Below are 17,355 nucleotides of genomic sequence, written 5' to 3'. Positions count from 1 at the left end.
GTCGCGTTTATCCTTATTTTTGTACTACGATATTTTCTTGTGAGGGATCGACATGCTGCATTTGCAGCTTTTCCGTTGCGATCCGTTCAACACGGCTATGGTCGCCGAGCGCGTTCTCCTCAAGGATCAAGTTGCGCCATTCGATATCCAGCGCATCTCGCTCCAGAACCAGCTGCTCACGCTGCGCAGTCAGTAACCGCGTATGGTGTGCTGTTGTCACGACGGTAACCGCCGTCAAAATAATGCAAATGAACAGGCAGAGTGGCAGCTTCCCAAACCGCAAAAGATCGTCACCGATCACGCCAGGCAAGGCATGGCGCTCGTTGCTTCCTATCGATCCTTTAACTTTGCTGAGGGCTTCTGTCACTCTGCTGATCATGCGTTCGTCCTCTCTGCAATACGCAGAACTGAACTACGGGCACGAGGATTCTCAGCTACCTCTTCTTCACCCGGCATCATCTTGCCTAGTGCTCTTAACTCACGGCCGCCCAGCTTTTTGATCTGCGCTTCGGTCATCGGTATTCCAGCCGGTACCTGAGGACCACGGCTTTGTTCACGCATAAAGCGTTTCACAATGCGGTCTTCAAGCGAATGGAAACTGATGATCGAAAGGCGACCACCTGGAGCCAGCACGCTGAGCGAGCTTTTTAGCGCCTGCTCTATCTCCTCCAGTTCACTGTTCACCCAAATGCGCACCGCCTGGAAGGTACGGGTCGCGGGATGTTTGAATTTGTCCTTCACCGGCATTGCCGCTGCAATAACTTCCGCCAGCTCTTTGGTGCGGGTCATCGGTTCGATGCGGTTGCGCTCCACGATGGCGCGCGCAATGCGTTTGCCAAAGCGCTCTTCGCCAAAGGTTTTAATCACCCAGGCAATGTCTGCTTCATCGGCGGTTTGCAGCCATTCGGCCGCTGACTGACCGCGTGTTGGGTCCATACGCATATCTAACGGACCGTCACGCATAAACGAGAAACCGCGCTCTGCGTCATCGAGCTGCGGTGAAGAAACGCCGAGATCGAGAAGAATCCCGTCGATCTTACCGGTCAGTCCACGCTCGGCGACATAGTCAGCCAGCGCAGAGAAAGGTCCATGTACGATGGAGAAACGGGGATCGGTAATCGTTTTTGCAACGGCAATAGCCTGCGGATCGCGATCGATTGCCAGTAAACGTCCCTCTTCGCCAAGCTGGGAGAGGATCAGACGTGAGTGACCACCGCGACCAAATGTCCCGTCAATGTAGATGCCGTCTGGACGAATATTCAGGCCGTTTACGGCTTCATCCAGCAACACCGTTGTATGTTTATAATTTTCCGTCATTTTATAGAGACAAATCCTGCAATCGTTCCGACAACGCGCCAGTAACAGACTGCTCAGCGTCGATATCTTCCTTGACCTGTTGATACCAGGTCGTTTCATCCCACAGCTCAAACTTATTGAACTGCCCAACCAGCATCACTTCTTTCGTTAGCCCTGCGTGTTGCCGCAGAATGGGTGCTATCAGTAATCGACCAGCGTTATCCATCTGACATTCGCTGGCATGACCCAACAATAAGCGCTGTACGCGGCGCTCAACTGGATTCATGCTCGACAGACGCGATAGCTTCTGCTCGATTATTTCCCATTCAGGCAGGGGGTACAGCAGCAGGCACGGGTGATGGATGTCAATGGTGCAAACCATTTGACCGGTAGCGCTCTCAAGCAGTTGATCCCGATAACGGGTAGGCACGGATAAGCGCCCTTTACTGTCGAGATTAACTAACGTTGCTCCCCGGAACATGCCAGTCTCACCCCCAATTACCACTTTATCCCACAAATTCCCACTTAAAGGAGTTTACGGAGCGGAGGAAAACCTTGTCAAGCAAGTCGCGGCGCTTAGCGGAGCAAAAAACCCATTGTTTACGGCTAATATCAGCGTTGAACAAATTCCGTACAGCAAACGAAGCAAATTAACGTCATGAATATTTGTAAGAAAAAAATCCAACAACTCATCATTGTTTAAAACAACTGAATATCATCCAAAGAAAATATAAAGTGTCAGTTTGCGACGCGAGCGGCATTTTAGGACAATATGCAGCGAGTTAACAGTACCAGTTAATCGGTCTGTACGCCGCGCAGAGCCGAGGTAAGCACCAGATGGCCGCAATACGAGAGCAAAGTGTTTGTTAATTCGGCAAATCCATACATGCATGTAACAAAATAATACAAGCGTAACGCGTCGTTACGTATCAATAACCCAAAAATGGATAGTTGCATTTTTAATTCGGGGTATTTCAAGAATGAATTTCAGATAATTCTAAAGAATATTCTTAAATATAATGCGGTTATTTCTGAGAATAGAAAAATTGAAGACGTCAGAGGCTTATCCCGCCGACGTCATCAATTGAGGAAACTTAGTTACGGCTGAGAATACCGCGACGGTACAGATTACGCCGTATACGCGTTAAACCTGGTTTTGGTTTACGCGGTTCGTCCAGACTTGCCAGTACAATCTCCAGCACGCGTTCTGCGACATCGCGATGGCGCTGTGCCACTGCCAGTACCGGGCACTGCAGGAAGTCGAGCAGTTCGTGATCGCCAAAAGTCGCAATCGCTAAATCAGACGGCAGTTGCCCATCACGACGCAGGGTCACATCCATCACGCCCTGCAACAGGGCAAACGACGTGGTAAACAACGCCTGAGGCATTGGGTGCGTTTCCAGCCATTTATCAAACAGCTGCGCAGCCGCTTCCCGCTCATAGCTGTTGGCGTACAGGAAATGGACTTCACGCGGATCGTCCTTCCACGCGGTACGAAAACCCTGCTCGCGCAGGAAACTGACGGATAATTCAGGAAGCGCGCCCAGATAGAGGACGGTTTCAGCAGGGAATTTGCGTAACTCCTCTGCCAGCATTTCCGCATCATCCTGATCCGCCCCCACAACGCTGGTAAAATGTTCGCGGTCCAGTGCACGGTCCAGCGCCACAATCGGGAATGAACTGTTTGCCCAGCGTTGGTAGAACGGATGCTCAGGCGGCAAAGAAGTCGACACAATAATGGCATCGACCTGGCGCTGTAAAAGATGCTCAATACAGCGCATTTCGTTATCCGGCTGATCTTCTGAGCAGGCAATCAACAGCTGATACCCACGCTGACGCGCCTGGCGTTCCAGATAGTTTGCGATCCGGGTATAGCTTGTGTTCTCAAGATCCGGGATCACCAGCCCGATAGAACGTGTGCGTCCAGCACGCAGCCCGGCCGCCACGGCATTTGGGTGGTAATTATGCTCACGCACCACCGCCATGACTTTTTCAACCGTTTTGTCGCTTACGCGATATTGCTTTGCTTTGCCATTAATAACGTAGCTTGCAGTCGTTCGCGAAACGCCGGCCAACCGAGCGATTTCATCCAGTTTCACAATTGCCCCTTGCGTAAAATGTACAAACCATAACCTTTTAGATGGCATGGGTTAAACTTCTTAACATCTAAGCGCAGAATAATGACTGCGGCAACCGCTTTTGTCTCTGGTTACTGCTGATTTCGCAAAAAAAAGCGCAGCAGGTAGCATCAGCGAAAGCGGGTTCGTTACCTGCAGGCAGGATAAGGCGTTTATGCCGCTATCCGGCATGACCTCCACGATGAGGCCTGATAGCGCTTTGCTTACCAGGCCTACGGTTGACGATTAGCGCATAATTTTATCGCCACGGGAGAGTCCCACCACACCGGAACGAGCAACTTCCACAATTTTGGCGACTTCACGCAAGGTTGCCAGAAACGCATCCAGCTTGTCGCTGGTGCCCGCCAGTTGTACGGTGTAGATAGACGGCGTCACATCGATGATTTGCCCGCGGAAAATCTCCGTGTTGCGTTTCACCTCCTCCCGGCCATAACCGCTGGTCTGGATTTTCACCAGCATGATTTCTCGTTCAACGTGGGCACCCTGCCCCAGCTCGCTAACGCGCAGAACATCCACCAGTTTGTGGAGCTGCTTTTCGATCTGCTCAAGGACTTTCTCATCCCCTACCGTCTGAATCGTCATCCGCGATAAGGTGGGGTCGTCGGTCGGCGCGACGGTCAGGCTTTCAATGTTGTATCCACGCTGGGCGAAGAGGCCAATCACCCGCGACAATGCACCCGACTCATTTTCCAGCAATACCGATAATATCCGGCGCATAATCAGGTCCTCTCCGTTTTGCTTAACCACATTTCATCCATACCGCCCCCACGAATCTGCATCGGGTAGACATGCTCGCTGCCGTCGACGGTGACGTCGACAAACACCAGGCGATGGTTACGCACATGCTCCAGCGCTTCACCCAGCTTGCTCTCCAGTTCATCTGGATGATTAATCTGGATACCGATATGCCCATAAGCCTCAGCAAGGCGCACAAAATCGGGCAGCGACTGCATGTAAGACTGGGAGTGACGCCCGGAGTAGATCATGTCCTGCCATTGTTTGACCATGCCGAGATAACGGTTGTTAAGGTTGAGCACCAGCACCGGCAGTTCATACTGCAGCGCCGTCGACAGCTCCTGGATGTTCATCTGAATGCTGCCATCCCCGGTGACGCACACTACCGTTTCATCCGGCAACGCCATTTTCACCCCTAACGCCGCAGGTAAACCGAATCCCATCGTGCCGAGGCCGCCTGAGTTAATCCAGCGACGCGGTTTATCGAACGGATAATAAAGTGCGGCAAACATCTGATGCTGGCCAACGTCAGAGGTCACATACGCCTCCCCTTTCGTCAGACGCCAGATGGTTTCAATCACCGCCTGCGGCTTAATGCTTTCGCTTTGCGTGTCGTATTTCAGACACTGACGGGCGCGCCAGTGCTCAATCTGTTGCCACCAGTCACGGTTATCATCCAGTGGCTGCTGTGATTTCTCTTGCTCCAGCAGTTCGAGCATTTGATCCAGCACCAGACGGGCATCACCCACAATCGGAATATCCGCAGTAACGGTTTTAGAAATAGAGGTCGGATCGATGTCGATATGCAGCACGGTCGCATTCGGACAATATTTTGCCAGGTTATTCGTCGTTCGATCGTCAAAGCGAACGCCGACAGCAAAGATCACATCGGAATGATGCATGGTCATATTCGCTTCGTAGGTACCGTGCATCCCTAACATGCCCAGCGCCTGACGATGCGTGGCCGGAAACGCGCCCAACCCCATTAGCGAGGAGACAACCGGCAGATTCAGCGCTTCAGCAATCTGAGCTAACTGCTCATGGCAAGCAGCATTGACCGCGCCACCGCCCACATAGACAACCGGTTTCTTCGCCGCAACCAGCGTCTGTAGCGCCCGTTTGATCTGTCCTTTGTGCCCCGTCGTCGTCGGATTATACGAGCGCATACTCACCGAGTCCGGCCAGCTATAAGGCAGTTTCTTCGCCGGATTCAGAATATCCTTCGGCAAATCCACCACCACCGGCCCAGGACGACCGCTTGCTGCCAGCCAGAAGGCTTTTTTCAGCACCTGCGGGATATCTTCCGTTTGTTTGACCAGGAAGCTGTGTTTTACCACCGGGCGGGATATACCTACCATGTCGCACTCCTGGAAGGCATCGTAGCCAATCAGCGACGTTGCGACCTGTCCGGAGAGGATCACCAGCGGAATGGAATCCATGTAAGCCGTTGCGATTCCGGTAATCGCGTTGGTCGCCCCCGGTCCGGAGGTAACTAATACGACCCCCACTTCTCCCGTGGCACGCGCAAGGCCATCAGCCATATGTACTGCCGCTTGTTCATGGCGAACCAGCACATGATCAATACCGCCGACCGTATGCAGCGCATCATAAATATCGAGAACGGCCCCTCCGGGATAACCGAATACCTGCTTCACACCCTGATCGATGAGCGATCGGACGACCATCTCGGCTCCAGACAACATCTCCATGGCTTGCCTCACTCTTATAATGAATTACGGTTTAACAACACATTAACCGCTGACGATGACGCATGGCAATTGACTCCGAAGGGGTGGCACTGGAGTAAATAAGAATAAAAAGGAGGAAAGACGCGAATAAACGGAGAATTAAACCAACATAAGCAATCAGTATGATAAATAATCGCTTAAAAATGGGAACTTACAGCAATTACTCTATTTTTTGACACTTTTGGACAGACGTAAAAAATAGAGTTCAGCATAAAATTTCAGTTATAAAGACAAAAGCAGAATAAACAGGATGTATTGTCCGGTTTACTCTGCCGAGTGCTACTGCTTACAAACGGAGACTAACAGCTCTTCCATCCATTGATGTCCTTTATCCCGGCCCGCGGCTTCATGCCAGGAAAGATAGCATGTGCGGCTGTTCAATTTTAACGGTAAAGGTAAGATCTGTAGTTCTAAAGAATCGGCAAATTCTTCTGCTAACCAACGCGGCGCAATAGAGACCAAATGCGTTTGCGACACAATATTAAGAACGCTAATTAATGCCATGCCCTGATAAGCTACGCAGGATTGTTTATCCGGTGTGTCATACCACGGTTGGCTGAATGATGCGAAGCGATCAAGTGACACCACCGCATGCTGTTCATTATAGACATCGCTTTCCAGTAACGGACCACTAATGCGCGGATGCTTTTTACTTGCGACTAACACCATTTCGTCATTGAATAACGGAATACTGGTAAATTCAGGACGACGGAATTCTTCATAGCTAATAACGAATTCTGTTTCCTGGTAACGTAATTGATGCTCTGTATTTTGATTGAGTGAAGATTTAAATACGACATGAATGTTTGGCGCTACTTGCTCAACCCGATTATAAATCAACGACGTCAGAATATTATCCAATGGGCTGCATACGCAAAGATTGAATACGCGCTCGCTGCTGGCTGGCTCAAAACCCGATCCAGGCAGTTCATTTTGCACTAATTGCAATGCCTGGCGAACAGAACCAAATAGCTGGAAAGCTCTTGCTGTCGGCTGGATACCGCGTCCATAACGAACAAAAAGCTCATCATTAAACATCACTTTCAGGCGCGCGACCGCATTACTGACAGCAGGTTGCGACATTCCTAAAGTATGCGCGGCACGGGTAATATTTTGTTCTTGCATCACCGCATCAAAGACGGTTAATAAATTAAGATCAACCATGCGAAGCTGTGGCTTCCCCATATCTATAATATTTGTTTTATCTATTATTTTTACTTCTGGCATATTTAACTCCACTGTCACTCTAAACTCCCTTTTCCCAGACGGAGTGAAGAAATAATCTCCGTTAATATGATTTACCATACATATAAGATGAGAAAAAGAAAAAACATTAAAATTAGGAAAACATAAAGGTACAAACCTAAATGAACAAAAGACCAATGCGAGCGCAGTGTGGCAGGTGTCACTGCACGGTGATTCATATGTTTAAATTTCAAAAACAATATAACCATAAGCATGGCGAATATACAATCATACGTATCGTGAATACGTATTTAAGTTTTAATTAAATGTTTATATTATTAATACATTAAAAGTTAACATTAATTTATCAATTATGTGGAGTCATACCGCACATAGCCATTCACGATTACTATAAAAACAGTCAAATCATAAAGATATGAAATCCCAAGAGCGACCTTTTCTTCAGTTCGCCGTTACAATAAATGCAAATAATTATGCTCAAATATGTCAAACCATGAAAAGTATGTACAACCATCAACTGATTAATTTTATGTACTCCGAAAAATTCAGCACAATTCGCTTAAGTTTTGCAGAAACTTCTCCCCTCAAGTAAGGCATTTGCAGGGGTGAGGGTTGACATCAGTCTTCATATCCAGTACCACTAAAAGCATATCGCATTCGCCTGGAGCTTAATTGATGACTTACATTGCTCGTTTTAACGGTCTACTACTACTAAACGCATCTTCATTGCGCGGTAGACTGGTGGACGACATTCAGCATTAAGTCAGCTCCAGTTAAGACAAAAACCCGCGCCGTTGCGCGGGTTTTTTTATGCTCGAAGCAAGGCGCCCTAAGAAACCAAGGACCTAAACCATGAGCCAGCAAGTCATTATTTTCGATACCACCTTACGCGATGGTGAACAGGCGTTACAGGCAAGCCTGAGTGTGAAAGAAAAACTGCAGATTGCGCTGGCCCTTGAGCGTATGGGCGTTGACGTGATGGAAGTGGGTTTCCCCGTTTCTTCACCGGGCGACTTTGAGTCAGTTCAGACCATTGCTCGTCAGGTTAAAAACAGCCGCGTTTGCGCCTTAGCCCGCTGCGTAGAAAAAGATATCGACGTCGCTGCAGAATCGCTGAAAGTCGCTGAAGCTTTCCGTATTCATACGTTTATCGCCACCTCGCCGATGCACATCGCGACGAAATTACGCAGTACGCTGGATGAGGTCATTGAGCGCGCGGTCTACATGGTTAAGCGTGCGCGTAATTATACCGATGACGTGGAGTTCTCCTGCGAAGATGCAGGCCGTACCCCTATCGCCGATCTGGCTCGCGTGGTTGAAGCTGCCATTAACGCAGGTGCCAAAACCATTAACATCCCCGATACCGTCGGTTACACCATGCCTTTCGAATTTGGGGCAATCATTTCTGGCCTGTATGAACGCGTACCAAATATCGATAAAGCCATCATCTCCGTACACACCCATGATGATTTAGGTTTGGGCGTCGGCAACGCGCTGGCAGCCGTTCACGCCGGAGCGCGTCAGGTGGAAGGCGCGATGAACGGTATCGGCGAACGCGCCGGTAACTGTTCACTGGAAGAAGTGATCATGGCGATCAAGGTGCGTAAAGATATCCTGAATGTACAGACCCGCATCAATCACCAGGAGATCTGGCGTACCAGTCAGTTAGTCAGCCAAATCTGCAACATGCCAATTCCGGCAAACAAAGCCATTGTCGGTAGCGGCGCCTTTGCCCACTCCTCCGGCATCCATCAGGACGGCGTACTGAAAAACCGTGAAAACTACGAAATCATGACGCCTGAATCCATTGGTCTGAACCAGGTACAGCTGAACCTGACCTCCCGTTCCGGACGCGCAGCGGTGAAACACCGTATGGACGAGATGGGATATAAAGAAAATGAATACAGCCTGGACAACCTGTATGACGCATTCCTGAAACTGGCGGATAAAAAAGGTCAGGTATTTGATTACGACCTGGAAGCGCTGGCCTTCATTAATAAACAGCAGGAAGAACCAGAGCATTTCCGTCTGGATTACTTCAGCGTGCAGTCCGGCTCAAACGACATCGCCACCGCCTCCGTCAAGCTGGCCTGCGGTGACGAAGTCAAAGCCGAAGCGGCGAACGGTAACGGTCCGGTCGATGCTATTTATCAGGCCATCAACCGTGTAACTGAGTACAACATCGAACTGGTGAAATACAGCCTGACCGCCAAAGGGCACGGTAAAGATGCGCTGGGTCAGGTGGATATCGTTGCCAACTATAACGGTCGTCGTTTCCACGGCGTCGGTCTGGCGACAGATATCGTCGAATCTTCTGCTAAAGCGATGGTGCATGTGCTGAACAACATCTGGCGCGCCGAAGAAGTCGAAAAAGAATTGCAACGCAAAGCTCAGAACAACGAGAACAACAAGGAAACCGTGTGATGTCGAAGAATTATCATATTGCTGTTTTGCCGGGTGACGGTATTGGCCCGGAAGTAATGGCGCAAGCCCTGAAGGTACTGGACGCAATCCGTAACCGCTTTAATATGCGCATTACCACCAGCCACTACGACGTGGGTGGTGCCGCGATCGATAACCACGGTCAGCCACTGCCACCTGCAACGGTTGAAGGCTGTGAACAAGCTGACGCCATTCTGTTTGGCTCCGTTGGCGGCCCGAAATGGGAAAACCTGCCGCCAAACCAGCAGCCAGAGCGTGGCGCACTGCTGCCATTGCGTAAGCACTTCAAATTATTCAGCAACCTGCGCCCGGCTAAGCTCTACCAGGGGCTGGAAGCGTTTTGCCCTCTGCGCGCGGATATTGCCGCGAACGGTTTCGACATCCTGTGCGTACGCGAACTGACTGGCGGGATTTACTTCGGTCAACCAAAAGGCCGCGAAGGCAGCGGACAACATGAAAAAGCCTTTGATACCGAGGTTTATCACCGTTTCGAGATCGAACGTATTGCGCGTATCGCGTTTGAATCCGCTCGCAAACGTCGCCGTAAAGTTACGTCGATTGATAAAGCTAACGTACTGCAAACGTCTATTCTGTGGCGCGAAATTGTCAATGAAATTGCTAATGAATACCCGGACGTTGAACTGGCGCATATGTACATCGACAACGCGACTATGCAATTAATTAAAGATCCATCCCAGTTCGACGTGTTGCTGTGCTCTAACCTGTTTGGTGACATTCTGTCTGATGAGTGCGCCATGATCACCGGTTCAATGGGCATGTTACCGTCCGCCAGCCTGAATGAGCAGGGCTTCGGTTTGTACGAGCCTGCTGGCGGCTCCGCTCCGGACATCGCCGGGAAAAATATTGCCAACCCTATCGCCCAGATCCTGTCGCTGGCGCTGCTGCTGCGCTACAGCCTGGATGCCAATGATGCGGCAACCGCAATTGAGAGCGCCATCAACCGCGCATTAGAAGAAGGCATTCGCACCGGTGACTTAGCCCGTGGCGCTGCCGCAGTCAGTACCGATGAAATGGGCGACATCATTGCCCGTTACGTCGCAGAAGGGGTGTAATCATGGCCAAAACGTTGTACGAAAAATTGTTTGATGCGCACGTCGTCTTTGAGGCGCAAAACGAAACCCCACTGTTGTACATCGACAGGCATCTGGTGCATGAAGTGACCTCTCCGCAGGCGTTTGATGGTCTGCGCGCGCATTGCCGTCAGGTGCGCCAGCCAGGTAAAACCTTTGCCACCATGGATCACAACGTCTCTACCCAGACCAAAGATATCAACGCGTCGGGTGAGATGGCGCGCATCCAGATGCAGGAGCTGATTAAGAACTGTAACGAATTTGGCGTCGAGCTGTACGACCTGAACCATCCGTATCAGGGTATCGTTCACGTGATGGGGCCAGAACAAGGCGTGACGTTGCCGGGTATGACCATCGTCTGCGGCGATTCCCACACCGCTACACACGGCGCGTTCGGTGCACTGGCATTTGGCATTGGCACCTCTGAAGTTGAACACGTTCTGGCGACGCAGACCCTGAAACAGGGGCGCGCCAAAACCATGAAGATTGAAGTCAACGGTAAAGCAGCCCCTGGCATTACCGCCAAAGATATCGTGCTGGCGATTATCGGTAAAACCGGTAGCGCAGGCGGTACCGGACACGTGGTTGAGTTTTGTGGCGAAGCCATCCGTGCATTGAGCATGGAAGGCCGGATGACCCTGTGCAACATGGCCATTGAAATGGGCGCCAAAGCGGGTCTGGTCGCACCGGATGAAACGACCTTTAACTATGTTCAGGGTCGTTTACACGCACCGAAGGGCGAGGATTTTGACCACGCGGTTACATACTGGAAAACCCTGAAAACCGACGACAACGCGACGTTTGATACAGTCGTTACCCTGCAGGCAGAAGAGATCGCTCCGCAGGTCACCTGGGGAACAAACCCGGGTCAGGTCATCTCGGTAAACGATAATATTCCCGACCCGGCGTCATTTGCCGATCCCGTTGAGCGTGCATCAGCTGAAAAAGCGCTGGTGTATATGGGGCTGAAACCGGGTATTCCGTTAACGGAAGTGGCTATCGATAAAGTGTTCATCGGTTCCTGCACCAACTCGCGTATTGAAGATTTACGCGCCGCGGCAGAAATCGCCAAAGGGCGCAAAGTTGCGCCGGGTGTGCAGGCACTGGTGGTGCCGGGCTCTGGTCCGGTGAAAGCGCAGGCGGAAGCAGAAGGTCTGGATAAGATCTTTATCGAAGCCGGTTTTGAATGGCGTTTACCGGGCTGTTCCATGTGCCTGGCGATGAACAATGACCGCCTGAACCCAGGCGAACGCTGCGCATCCACCAGCAACCGTAATTTTGAAGGTCGTCAGGGCCGCGGTGGTCGCACGCATTTAGTCAGCCCGGCCATGGCCGCCGCTGCCGCCGTTACCGGTCATTTTGCCGACATTCGCAGCATCAAATAAGGAAACTACCATGGCAGAGAAATTTACCCAGCATACCGGCCTGGTTGTCCCACTGGATGCCGCCAACGTTGATACCGACGCAATTATCCCTAAACAGTTTTTGCAGAAGGTTACGCGCACCGGTTTTGGCGCCCATCTGTTTAACGACTGGCGTTTCCTGGACGAAAAGGGCCAACAGCCGAATCCTGAGTTCGTTTTAAACTTCCCGGAATATAAAGGGGCATCAATTCTGCTCGCACGGGAAAACTTTGGCTGCGGCTCTTCACGCGAACATGCGCCGTGGGCACTGACCGATTACGGCTTTAAAGTGGTGATCGCACCAAGCTTCGCCGACATCTTCTACGGCAACAGTTTCAATAACCAACTGTTGCCGGTGACCCTGAGCGACGCGCAGGTAGATGAAATGTTCGCGCTGGTGAAAGCCAATCCGGGCATTAAATTTGAAGTGGATCTGGAAGCGCAGGTGGTGAAAGCAGGCGATAAGTCCTACAGCTTTAAAATCGACGACTTCCGCCGCCACTGCATGCTCAACGGTCTGGACAGCATCGGGCTGACGCTGCAGCATGAAGCGGCCATCACCGAGTACGAAGACAAGCAGCCAGCGTTTATGCAGTAATCTCTTCCGCTGGTCACCACACGGTGGCCAGCCCTTTCTCTTCGCCTAAAGCGTATCGCCGTAATAGATTTGGTAGCCAAGATTGACGCTGCCCGGCGCATCTTTCCCGTTCAAACGCTTAATCAGAATATCCGCCGCCGTTTTGCCAATCTCAAAGCGTGGCGTAATCACACTGGCGATTTTTTGCAGCCGCGCACGGCCAATTTCCAGCCCGTGGAAACCGGCAATCGCCATTTTTCCCGGCACATCGTACTGCTGTGCCTGACACTCCAGCAGCGCGCCAACCGCCAGGTCATCGTTGGTACAGAAAATAGCGTCAATATCCGGCTTTTCCGCCATCGCCTGCTGGAACATCTTGCGGCCCAGCGCCACCGACGAAATAGTCTTTGGCGCCAGGTGGTACGCTTCCAGTCCCTGCGCCGCCAGCGCTTTCTCGGTGCCGCGAAAACGGCTAAGGTCTCGGGGGTCATCCATCGAGCCAAAGAAAGCAATGCTGCGTTTACCGCTGTCGATAAAAGCCTGCGTCATTTCAAACGCGGCTTTTTCGTTATCAAACCCAACCTGTATATCAAGATACTGGCCGCTAATATCCATCAGTTCCGCCACCGGTACGCCGCTGGCGCGCACGTACTGGATCATTCGCTCGGTATGCAGCTTTCCCGTGAGGATCAGGCCGTCGATATTGTAAGAGAGCAGGTTCAGCACCTCGCGTTCTTCACGCTCGGCATCATATTCGTAGTTGGCGATCAGCGTCTGGTACTGGCAGGCCGAGGTGACGGATTCAATCCCCGCCAGCACGTCGGCAAAGATCTGATTACGAAACGAGGGGATCAGCACACCAATGGTTTTGCTACGTGCGTTGAGCAGAATTTCCGGGGCACGGTTGGGGATGTAGTTGTTCTCTTCCATCACTTTCGAAATCAATTCGCGGCTGCGTTGCGACACCTGATTCGGGTCACGCAGATAACGGCTGACCGTCATCTTATTCAGCCCGGCCAGATTAGCGATATCCTGTAATGTCATCCGATTGTTTTTCATGAGGTTCTCTACGACCAACAGCCCATTATGCTCGCAGAGAACCTTATCACAGCCGGTTAGCGACTGCACTCCTCGCTCAACCTTAACGCGTAGCCATCTCAGCCGACGGCGACGTGGTTTCATTTTGCGCACGAACGCAGTACATCAGCACCACCGACGCCAGCAGAGCAATCGCCATGAAGGTGTAGGAGACGCCCGGCCCGCCGGTCACGCCGTTGAGGTAACCCACCAGCCACGCGCCGAGGAATGCCCCTAACGCGCCAAAACTGTTGATCATCCCCATCGACACGCCGGAGACGTTGCGCGGTAGCAGTTCGGGGATCAGCGCAAAGAACGGCCCGTAAGGCGCATACATACAGGCGGCGGCCACAACCAGCAGCGCGTAGGAGAGCCAGAAGGACTGGTTGCCCAACAGCCACGAGGCAAAGAACGCGATGGCGGCAATCAACAGCAGTGGCCAGATAAACAGCTTACGGTTCTGGAACTTATCGGACAGCCAGGAGACGGTCAGCATCAGGCAGATCGCCGCCAGATACGGTACCGCTGCCAGCCAGCCCACCGCCACGATGTCCATCTGCGCCGCATTTTTGAGGATTGACGGCATCCACATCATGAAGCCATACACCCCGATGCTCCACAGCGCATGCACCGCGCAAAGCATAATGACGCTGCGTGAACGCATCGCTTCACCGTAGTTACGCATCGGTTTGATGTCGCGCTGCTCGCGATCCATCGCCTGCTGTAATGCCTGTTTCTCCTGCTCGCTCAACCAGCCCGCATCCGCCGGTTTGTCGCGTACCAGAATCACCCAGCAGAACGCCCAGATCACCGCCGGGATACCTTCGATAATAAACATTTCGCGCCAGCCCCAGGCTTCAATCAGGTAGCCGGAGACTATCGACATCCACAGCACTGTGACCGGGTTGCCAAGAATTAAAAAGGTGTTGGCGCGCGAGCGTTCAGTTTTGGTAAACCAGTTGCTGATATAAATCAGCATCGCGGGCATCACCGCCGCTTCGACGATGCCGAGAATAAAGCGGATCGCCATCAGCGTTGGGATATTGCTGACAAAGCCGGTCGCCGCGGCACAAAGCCCCCAAAGGATCAGGCTGTAAAAAATCATTTTGCGCACGCTATGTTTAACGGCGTACATCGCGCCCGGCACCTGGAAAAAGAAATAGCCCAGGAAGAATAACGCGCCAATTAACGATGCTGTTCCCTGAGTAATCCCTAAGTCATGTTCAATACCGGCGGCAGCGGCAAAGCCGTAATTGGCGCGGTCGAGATAAGCTAAGCTGTAGGTAATAAAAATAATCGGCATTAAATACCACCAGCGACGCGCTGGCAGTTTTGCGAGCATATTCATACTCACTCCTTGGATTATTGTTTTATCGCTCAGGCCGCGCGTTGCGGCCCATTATTGATCAGACCGCGGCCAGCATGCCGCCGTCCACAAACAGAAGATGCCCATTCACAAAGTCAGAAGCGGGCGCGGCAAGATAAACCGCCGCGCCGATCAGCTCCTCCGGGTTACCCCAGCGAGCGGCGGGCGTGCGCTGGAACAGCCAGGCGGAGAATGCTTCATCGTTGACCAGCGCGGTGGTCATGTCGGTGGCGAAATAGCCGGGAGCAATGCCATTGACCTGAATATTGTATTCCGCCAGTTCCACGCACATGCCACGGGTTAACATTTTGACCGCGCCTTTTGACGCCGCGTATGGAGTAATGGTTTTACGACCTAATTCGCTTTGCATTGAGCAGATATTAATAATCTTCCCGCGGCGGCGTTGCACCATGTAGCGGGAAACCTGCTGTGACACCAGAAAGACCGATTTCTGGTTTACATCAATCACTTTGTCCCATTCAGCCTCCGGGAATTCGGTGAAGGGAAAACGACGCTGAATTCCGGCGTTGTTAATTAAAATATCAATGGCCCCAACTTCCTTTTCAATTTGCGCGATGGCGCGCGCCACCTCTTCCCCGTTGGTGACATCAAATCCATAGCCAACGGCGCGATAGCCTTCGGCAACCAGTTTGTCCGCCGCCGCCTGAGCGCGCTGCTGGGTAATATCGTTAATCACAATCTCAGCACCGTGCGCCGCCAGACCGTTGGCCAGCAGGTTACCAATGCCCTGAGCGGAACCGGTAATCAGCGCGCGTTTGCCGGTCAGGTCGAATAGGTTCTTCATAAAAAACTCCTTTTTTAATAACTGTTACGCGTAACTGTATACGCGTAACAGTAGAAAAAAGAAGATCCAGGAAGAGGAAAATGATCGTTATGTGATCAACATTGCATTTACGTGCAAGATGAAAAAAAGAGGGATTAGCCTGATAAGCGTAACGCGATCAGGCCGTAAGGACAGGTTGCCGGATGGCGGCGTAAACGCCTTATCCGGCCTACAAAAACGACAAAAGCGAATACGAAATGTCGTCCGGTCGAGCACTGCAACGCCGGGACTGCACCGGACTAAACATCCTTCACCCGACCAGTCATCCACAGCGTCACCACCGAAATCACCGCAATCACCCAATAGACGGCAGAGTGACCGTAGCTTTGCGCAACAGCCCCCTGAATCACCCCTGCCAGAATGACTCCCGTTGAAATACTGTTGGTAAATAATGTGGTCGCTGATCCCGCACGTCCGGGCATCAGATCCTGAAACCACAGCATGCCTATCCCGGCGATAATACCGATAAATACCGCGTTAAACAGTTGCAGCACCAGCAGCGCCGTACGGCTGTGAAAGAAGATCAAACCAAGATAAAACAGCACGCCTGCCGCGACGGCCGCGATCATCATTCGCCGTTTGCCAAAGCGCTTCACGTAATAGCCCGCAAGAATCATCGCCGGAATTTCCAGTCCAGCCGCCGTCCCCATTAGAATCCCGGCCAGCTTGTCCGGCAAGCCCAGTTCGAGGCTTATCCACAGCGGCATATCGATGATGTACATGGTGTTGCAGGTCCACATCAGCGTGGAGGCAATAAACAACATGCGTACATTTTTGTCCTGCCAACCGCCGGTCTGTTCCAGCGGCACGTCTACAGGCTGCTCCACCCGAGCAACTGACGGCAGTATCAGCGCAATCAGCACCAGGCTAATGGCAAAAATCCCTGCGGCAATGGAAAACATCGCCGTAAAGCCGTAATTCAGCGCCAGCATAAAAGCCAGCGGTGGGCCAATTACCCAGGCCAGTGAAAGCTGCGCACGCATCACCGAGCTAAACATCACCACTTCACGCGCGGAGTTATCAGCATATTCCCGCGCCAGCGCAAACAGCTGCGGCATGGCGGTGTTCGCCAGCGAGGCCAGCAGCACACCGCAGGTGATCAGCGTAAGATAGTGACGATTAAAGGCAAACAGCAACGCATTGCCAATTGCCATCAGGCAGCAGAACATGATCAACTTACGTCGATCGCCATGGCTGTCGGATCGTTTCGCGAGGCCAAGGCTGACGACGATCCCGACAATCGCATTGACGGTGTAAAACAGCCCGACCCAAAATGGCTGCGCCCCGACTTCACGGCTCAGGAACAGACTCAGCGTGGGTGCCTGCAATGCCCCCGCCACGCCCATCATAAAAGCGACCAGCATAAATGCCGCGTAAACGCCGTTGAGGCGCCGTCCCATGGTCATAATCCAGAGCATTGTTATCCCTATTG

At 51.9% G+C, this 17,355-nt stretch carries 16 protein-coding genes; 5 read left to right on the top strand and 11 right to left on the bottom strand.

Annotation, left to right across the window (positions count from 1 at the left end; translation table 11 throughout):
- Window positions 1–13: 13 nt before the first annotated feature.
- The 7 genes from ftsL to leuO form a co-directional block, all read right to left on the bottom strand.
- Window positions 14–379, bottom strand: coding sequence for a cell division protein FtsL (ftsL, locus tag OGX83_RS01660; RefSeq protein ID WP_000625651.1), 366 nt, complete (start codon window positions 377–379; stop codon window positions 14–16).
- Window positions 376–1,317 carry a 16S rRNA (cytosine(1402)-N(4))-methyltransferase RsmH gene (rsmH, locus tag OGX83_RS01655; protein ID WP_003018789.1) on the bottom strand — a complete coding sequence of 314 codons (942 nt, stop codon included), beginning with the start codon at window positions 1,315–1,317 and terminating at the stop codon, window positions 376–378. Before rsmH ends, ftsL begins: the two co-directional genes overlap by 4 nt.
- 1 nt (window position 1,318) lies before the next feature.
- Window positions 1,319–1,777 carry a division/cell wall cluster transcriptional repressor MraZ gene (mraZ, locus tag OGX83_RS01650; protein WP_003018792.1) on the bottom strand — a complete coding sequence of 153 codons (459 nt, stop codon included), beginning with the start codon at window positions 1,775–1,777 and terminating at the stop codon, window positions 1,319–1,321.
- 613 nt (window positions 1,778–2,390) lie between these two features.
- On the bottom strand, window positions 2,391–3,395 hold the full coding sequence (gene cra, locus OGX83_RS01645; protein ID WP_003018794.1) for a catabolite repressor/activator: 1,005 nt from the start codon (window positions 3,393–3,395) through the stop codon (window positions 2,391–2,393).
- Between the two features lie 264 nt (window positions 3,396–3,659).
- A complete protein-coding gene (ilvN, locus tag OGX83_RS01640) occupies window positions 3,660–4,151 on the bottom strand; it encodes an acetolactate synthase small subunit (RefSeq protein ID WP_286587260.1) in 492 nt (163 codons plus the stop codon).
- 2 nt (window positions 4,152–4,153) lie between these two features.
- On the bottom strand, window positions 4,154–5,878 hold the full coding sequence (ilvI, locus tag OGX83_RS01635; RefSeq protein WP_020996230.1) for an acetolactate synthase 3 large subunit: 1,725 nt from the start codon (window positions 5,876–5,878) through the stop codon (window positions 4,154–4,156).
- A 318-nt stretch (window positions 5,879–6,196) separates the two neighbouring features.
- Window positions 6,197–7,144, bottom strand: a complete 948-nt coding sequence (gene leuO / locus OGX83_RS01630; RefSeq protein WP_020996231.1) for a transcriptional regulator LeuO — start codon at window positions 7,142–7,144, stop codon at window positions 6,197–6,199.
- 654 nt (window positions 7,145–7,798) lie between these two features.
- On the opposite strand from leuO, the gene leuL reads away from it, so the two are divergent.
- From leuL to leuD, 5 genes are all read left to right on the top strand, one after another.
- Window positions 7,799–7,885 carry a leu operon leader peptide gene (gene leuL / locus OGX83_RS01625; protein WP_048998978.1) on the top strand — a complete coding sequence of 29 codons (87 nt, stop codon included), beginning with the start codon at window positions 7,799–7,801 and terminating at the stop codon, window positions 7,883–7,885.
- A gap of 90 nt (window positions 7,886–7,975) precedes the next feature.
- Window positions 7,976–9,547 (top strand): 2-isopropylmalate synthase, encoded by a 1,572-nt coding sequence (leuA, locus tag OGX83_RS01620; protein WP_008786191.1) that lies wholly within the window; start codon window positions 7,976–7,978, stop codon window positions 9,545–9,547.
- Window positions 9,547–10,638 (top strand): 3-isopropylmalate dehydrogenase, encoded by a 1,092-nt coding sequence (gene leuB / locus OGX83_RS01615; protein WP_003829570.1) that lies wholly within the window; start codon window positions 9,547–9,549, stop codon window positions 10,636–10,638. The genes leuA and leuB overlap by 1 nt, the downstream gene beginning before the upstream one ends.
- A gap of 2 nt (window positions 10,639–10,640) precedes the next feature.
- Window positions 10,641–12,041 carry a 3-isopropylmalate dehydratase large subunit gene (gene leuC, locus OGX83_RS01610; protein ID WP_286587258.1) on the top strand — a complete coding sequence of 467 codons (1,401 nt, stop codon included), beginning with the start codon at window positions 10,641–10,643 and terminating at the stop codon, window positions 12,039–12,041.
- A 10-nt stretch (window positions 12,042–12,051) separates the two neighbouring features.
- Window positions 12,052–12,657: a 3-isopropylmalate dehydratase small subunit gene (gene leuD, locus OGX83_RS01605; RefSeq protein WP_003829572.1), complete on the top strand. Its 606-nt coding sequence runs from the start codon at window positions 12,052–12,054 to the stop codon at window positions 12,655–12,657.
- 45 nt (window positions 12,658–12,702) lie between these two features.
- Here the strand turns inward: leuD and idnR are convergent, their stop codons facing one another.
- From idnR to OGX83_RS01585, 4 genes are all read right to left on the bottom strand, one after another.
- Window positions 12,703–13,695, bottom strand: coding sequence for a DNA-binding transcriptional regulator IdnR (gene idnR, locus OGX83_RS01600; protein WP_032944294.1), 993 nt, complete (start codon window positions 13,693–13,695; stop codon window positions 12,703–12,705).
- 82 nt (window positions 13,696–13,777) lie between these two features.
- Window positions 13,778–15,061, bottom strand: a complete 1,284-nt coding sequence (locus tag OGX83_RS01595; RefSeq protein WP_003829574.1) for an MFS transporter — start codon at window positions 15,059–15,061, stop codon at window positions 13,778–13,780.
- 58 nt (window positions 15,062–15,119) lie between these two features.
- On the bottom strand, window positions 15,120–15,884 hold the full coding sequence (idnO, locus tag OGX83_RS01590; protein WP_008786186.1) for a gluconate 5-dehydrogenase: 765 nt from the start codon (window positions 15,882–15,884) through the stop codon (window positions 15,120–15,122).
- Between the two features lie 278 nt (window positions 15,885–16,162).
- Window positions 16,163–17,341, bottom strand: coding sequence for a sugar efflux transporter (locus OGX83_RS01585; protein WP_286587257.1), 1,179 nt, complete (start codon window positions 17,339–17,341; stop codon window positions 16,163–16,165).
- Window positions 17,342–17,355 lie beyond the last annotated feature (14 nt).

The sequence above is a fragment of the Citrobacter sp. Cpo074 genome (assembly GCF_030332745.1).
Taxonomy (GTDB): Bacteria; Pseudomonadota; Gammaproteobacteria; order Enterobacterales; family Enterobacteriaceae; genus Citrobacter; species Citrobacter portucalensis.
The sequence above is the reverse complement of the archived record's forward strand: the minus strand, read 5'-3'. Positions and strand labels throughout refer to the sequence as shown.

Bases quoted from the DNA above. Each gene is read 5' to 3' on its own strand.
- ftsL (WP_000625651.1), bottom strand. From the start codon at position 379: ATGATCAGCAGAGTGACAGAAGCCCTCAGCAAAGTTAAAGGATCGATA.
- rsmH (WP_003018789.1), bottom strand. From the start codon at position 1,317: ATGACGGAAAATTATAAACATACAACGGTGTTGCTGGATGAAGCCGTA.
- mraZ (WP_003018792.1), bottom strand. From the start codon at position 1,777: ATGTTCCGGGGAGCAACGTTAGTTAATCTCGACAGTAAAGGGCGCTTA.
- ilvN (WP_286587260.1), bottom strand. From the start codon at position 4,151: ATGCGCCGGATATTATCGGTATTGCTGGAAAATGAGTCGGGTGCATTG.
- ilvI (WP_020996230.1), bottom strand. From the start codon at position 5,878: ATGGAGATGTTGTCTGGAGCCGAGATGGTCGTCCGATCGCTCATCGAT.
- leuO (WP_020996231.1), bottom strand. From the start codon at position 7,144: ATGCCAGAAGTAAAAATAATAGATAAAACAAATATTATAGATATGGGG.
- leuL (WP_048998978.1), top strand. From the start codon at position 7,799: ATGACTTACATTGCTCGTTTTAACGGTCTACTACTACTAAACGCATCT.
- leuA (WP_008786191.1), top strand. From the start codon at position 7,976: ATGAGCCAGCAAGTCATTATTTTCGATACCACCTTACGCGATGGTGAA.
- leuB (WP_003829570.1), top strand. From the start codon at position 9,547: ATGTCGAAGAATTATCATATTGCTGTTTTGCCGGGTGACGGTATTGGC.
- leuC (WP_286587258.1), top strand. From the start codon at position 10,641: ATGGCCAAAACGTTGTACGAAAAATTGTTTGATGCGCACGTCGTCTTT.
- leuD (WP_003829572.1), top strand. From the start codon at position 12,052: ATGGCAGAGAAATTTACCCAGCATACCGGCCTGGTTGTCCCACTGGAT.
- idnR (WP_032944294.1), bottom strand. From the start codon at position 13,695: ATGAAAAACAATCGGATGACATTACAGGATATCGCTAATCTGGCCGGG.
- OGX83_RS01595 (WP_003829574.1), bottom strand. From the start codon at position 15,061: ATGAATATGCTCGCAAAACTGCCAGCGCGTCGCTGGTGGTATTTAATG.
- idnO (WP_008786186.1), bottom strand. From the start codon at position 15,884: ATGAAGAACCTATTCGACCTGACCGGCAAACGCGCGCTGATTACCGGT.
- OGX83_RS01585 (WP_286587257.1), bottom strand. From the start codon at position 17,341: ATGCTCTGGATTATGACCATGGGACGGCGCCTCAACGGCGTTTACGCG.